Origin of the sequence: Roseixanthobacter psychrophilus, assembly GCF_043195195.1 — a bacterium.
Lineage (GTDB): Bacteria > Pseudomonadota > Alphaproteobacteria > Rhizobiales > Xanthobacteraceae > NCEH01.
This window is the reverse complement of sequence record NZ_JBAFWT010000098.1, coordinates 1-3,638: the sequence shown is the minus strand read 5'-3', so window position 1 is coordinate 3,638 and position 3,638 is coordinate 1. Positions and strand designations below refer to the sequence as shown.

Here is a 3,638-nt window from a genome sequence, read left to right as displayed (position 1 = left end):
GCCGGGCATTTCCGAACGCAGCAGAAGGCCGGCGCGGTGCTGCTGCCGCCCGCCGGCCTTCTGGACCATGTGGACGAGGCGATCCGCGCCGTGCTTGCCCAGCGCGCCGGGCAGGCGGCGGATAATGCCCTGCAGGCGCTGGTCGGCCTCAGGCAGGCCCTGTTCCCCGAGGCCGCGGCGCCCCTCCTGCCGCCCGCGCGCCCCGCCGATGCCCCACCCTTGCTCGCGGCCGAGTGAGACGCCCGAGGAGACCCCAATTGCCCGCGGAACTCGACATCTTCGGCGTCTACGTGCCGACCTTTCTCCTCCTCGCGCTCGCCGCCATGGCGGTCACGCGGCTCCTCTCCCGCCTCGTCAGCCAGGTGGGGCTCGGCCGCCTCATCTGGCACCGGGCACTGTTCGACCTCTCCGTGTTCGTGCTCGTGACCGGCGCGGGCTATGTCCTTCTCCAACGGATCGCATGATGAAGATCGATGTCGCGAAGTGGGTCCGCATATGCGTCACTCTCATGGTGGTCGCGGGCGCCGGTCTCGTGGGCCGCGCGCTCTGGGACACCTACATGAACGCCCCCTGGACGCGGGACGCCCGCGTGCGCGCCGACGTGGTCGGCATCGCTCCCGACGTCTCCGGTCTCGTGAGCGAGGTGCTGGTCCGCGACAACGCCGCGGTGAAGAAGGGCGACGCCCTGTTCCGGGTGGACCGCGAGCGCTTCGCCATCGCCCTGAAGCAGGCGGAGGCTGCGGTGGAGGGCCGCGCCGCGACGCTGGAGCAGGCCAAGCGCGACCTCGCACGCTACACGCAGTTGCGCGAGCGGCAGGTGGTCTCGCCGCAGAACGCCGAGCAGGCCCAGACCGCCCTCACCCAGGCCGACGCGGCCTACCAGCAGGCGGTGAGCGAGCGCGACCTCGCCCGGCTCAACCTCGAGCGCTCGGAGATCAAGGCGCCAGCCAACGGCATCGTCACCAATCTGGAGCTGCGGCGGGGCGACTACGTCTCCACTGGCAAGGCGGTGGTGGCCCTGGTGGATACGGATTCGCTTCGGGTCGAGGGCTATTTCGAGGAGACCAAGCTGCCGCGCATCCATGTGGGCGATCCCGTCACGATCCGCCTGATGGGCGAGCCGACCCTGCTGCGCGGTCGGGTGCAGAGCGTCGCGGCGGCCATCGAGGACCGCGAGCGCACGGCCGGCACCGGCCTCCTCGCCAACATCAATCCGACCTTCAACTGGGTGCGCCTCGCCCAGCGCGTGCCGGTGCGCATCGCCCTGGAGGACGTGCCGCCCGACATCCGCCTCGTGGCCGGCCTCACCGCCACCGTGGAAATCAAGCCCATCTCCCCCGCGGCCGGCAAGGCCGTGCTCGCGGACACGCCGGACGCCCGGTCCGCGCAAGCCTCCCGGCCGGTCCGGTGAGAGCGGTGCGCCTTGCTGCCGGCGGGTGGCCGCAAGGACCGCTCCGCCTTCGGCCGCGGCGCGAGGACGAAATGCCATGAATGCTCCGCTGAGTGCTCCGCCGGCATCAGAACAGCTGAAAGGGGGTGAGCCGCCCCACCGGAGGGCGCCGCTCTGGCTGCTGGCGCTCCTGGCCTTCTCCGGCACCCTCGCCATGCACGTCTTCGTGCCGGCGCTGCCCGTCGCCCAGCAGGATCTCGGCGGCGGGATGGCGGCCATGCAGCTCACCATCAGCCTCTACATCCTCGGCCTCGCCGGCGGGCAGCTCGTCTACGGGCCTCTCGCCGACCGGTTCGGGCGCCGGCCCGTCCTGCTGGCGGGGCTCTCGCTCTACACCGTCGCCGGCCTCGCGGCGATGCTGGCGCCGAGCGTCAACGCCCTCATCGCCGCCCGGCTGTTCCAGGCGCTGGGCGGCTGCGCCGGCCTCGTGCTCGCGCGCGCCATCGTGCGCGACACCTCGGCGCCGGCGGACACCACCCGGCGCCTCGCCTTGATGAATCTCATGATCACCGTCGGTCCGGGCGCGGCGCCGCTGGTGGGCGGCTTTCTCGCCGATGCGGCGGGATGGCGCTCCATCTTTATCGCCCTGACCCTGCTCGGCGTGGTCAACCTCCTGCTCGCCTGGCGTCTTCTCCCGGAGACCGGACGGGCAACCGAAGGCGCCGCCATCGGTCTAATGGAGGGCTATGGCCAACTGCTGCGGGCGCCCGCCTTCTGGGGCTATGCGGTGGGCGGCGGCTGCGCCACCACCTCCCTCTATGGCTTCGTCGCGGCGGCCCCCTTCATCTTCACCGGCGAACTGCACCAGCCCACGGCCAGCGTCGGGGGCTATATCGCCCTCCTGGTCCTGGGGGTGTGGGTGGGCAGCATGCTGGCGAGCCGGCTCATCGCCCGTGTTTCCGTCGGCCGCCTGCTGGTGGGCGCCAATGGGGTCAGCGTGGCGGCCGCCTTCATCCTGCTCGCCGTCGTGCTGTCGGATCAGCTCACCGTGCCCCTGGCCATCGCCACCGTGTTCATATTTTCCGTGGGCGTGGGCACCGCGGCCCCCGCCGCGCTGGCTGAGGCCCTCAGCGTCAATCCCCGCGTCGCCGGCTCCGCCTCGGGCCTCTACGGCGCCATGCAGATGGCGGTCGGCGCCCTGTGCACGGCCTTGGCCGGTGTCGGATCCGACCCCGCGCTCGCCGCCGCTCTTGTGCTTGCCGGCTCCGGCATCATCGCTCAAGCGGCCTTCTGGATAGCCGGGCGACCAAGGCGCGCGGCTTCGTAGAGCAGCCACCGATACAGCGAATGGGCATCACAGGGTAAGATCCATGGATATCAAGACAATCGCTGTTCTCATTGATACCAGTCCGTCGCGCGAAACGCGGGTGGACTATGCGACCAATCTCGCGCGGCGCCACGGCGCGCACCTCATCGGAATATTCCTGCTTCCCCCGGACATCGGCGGGGGGCTGGCTGCCTCCCATGTCCGCGGGCAAGCGGCGATCGCCAACCTTCTGCACCATCAACAAGCCCGCAAGGACGACATGATCCGCGACGCGCGGGACATCTTCGAAAAGCACGCCGCCCGGCAGGATGTGCGTTGCGAGTTCCGTGTCCACGCTCCCCGCGGAGAAGATGAACGCCGCCTCGGCGCCCTGCACGCGGATCTCGTCGTCGCTGCATCTCCGAAGGACTCCTGGCTCGACGACGGGCCGCCAGCCGATGTCGTGCAACTTGCGACCGGCGTCCCCTTCCTGCTCGTGCCGGAGAACTGGCGCAACATGGAACCGCCACAGCGCATTCTCATCGGCTGGAATGCAAGCCGGGAATCGCGCCGGGCCATCGGCGATTCCCTGCCTCTGCTGGCGCTCGCTTCATCGGTGACGGTGCTTATCGTGGATCCGCAGGCGACCATCCCCGCGGGAGAGGAGCCGGGGATGGAAGTCGCCATGTTCCTGTTGCGCCACGGTGTACGCCTGACCGTCGATCCCGTGCAGTCACACGGGCGAGCGATCCCCGAGGTCATCTTGGAATACGCTGCGTCCAATGAGCACGACATGATCGTGCTCGGCGCTTACAGTCATGCCCGCGCCCGGGAGATCATGCTCGGCGGCGTGACGCGTTCGCTCCTGGCGCAGTCGCCGATCCCTTTGCTCATTTCCCATTGAGCAGCAGGAGATCCGGGCAATGGTGTGAGTGGGCCTAG

4 protein-coding genes and 1 pseudogene are annotated in these 3,638 nt (G+C 69.9%); all 5 read left to right on the top strand.

Annotated elements, in window-relative coordinates; translation table 11 throughout:
- A pseudogene (locus V5F77_RS28340) lies at positions 1–237 on the top strand (FUSC family protein); the annotation flags it as partial.
- Positions 238–257: 20 nt separating this feature from the next.
- Positions 258–464, top strand: coding sequence for a DUF1656 domain-containing protein (locus tag V5F77_RS28335; protein ID WP_394260312.1), 207 nt, complete (start codon positions 258–260; stop codon positions 462–464).
- A complete protein-coding gene (locus V5F77_RS28330; RefSeq protein ID WP_429008397.1) occupies positions 461–1,411 on the top strand; it encodes an efflux RND transporter periplasmic adaptor subunit in 951 nt (316 codons plus the stop codon). The genes V5F77_RS28335 and V5F77_RS28330 overlap by 4 nt, the downstream gene beginning before the upstream one ends.
- 76 nt (positions 1,412–1,487) lie before the next feature.
- On the top strand, positions 1,488–2,717 hold the full coding sequence (locus V5F77_RS28325) for a multidrug effflux MFS transporter (RefSeq protein WP_429008396.1): 1,230 nt from the start codon (positions 1,488–1,490) through the stop codon (positions 2,715–2,717).
- Positions 2,718–2,760: 43 nt separating this feature from the next.
- Complete coding sequence (locus V5F77_RS28320; RefSeq protein WP_394025594.1) at positions 2,761–3,600, top strand: universal stress protein; 840 nt, start codon at positions 2,761–2,763, stop codon at positions 3,598–3,600.
- Positions 3,601–3,638 lie beyond the last annotated feature (38 nt).

Excerpts from the sequence above, each read along its gene's own strand:
- V5F77_RS28325 (WP_429008396.1), top strand. The coding sequence starts at position 1,488 with ATGAATGCTCCGCTGAGTGCTCCGCCGGCATCAGAACAGCTGAAAGGG.
- V5F77_RS28320 (WP_394025594.1), top strand. The coding sequence starts at position 2,761 with ATGGATATCAAGACAATCGCTGTTCTCATTGATACCAGTCCGTCGCGC.
- V5F77_RS28330 (WP_429008397.1), top strand. The coding sequence starts at position 461 with ATGATGAAGATCGATGTCGCGAAGTGGGTCCGCATATGCGTCACTCTC.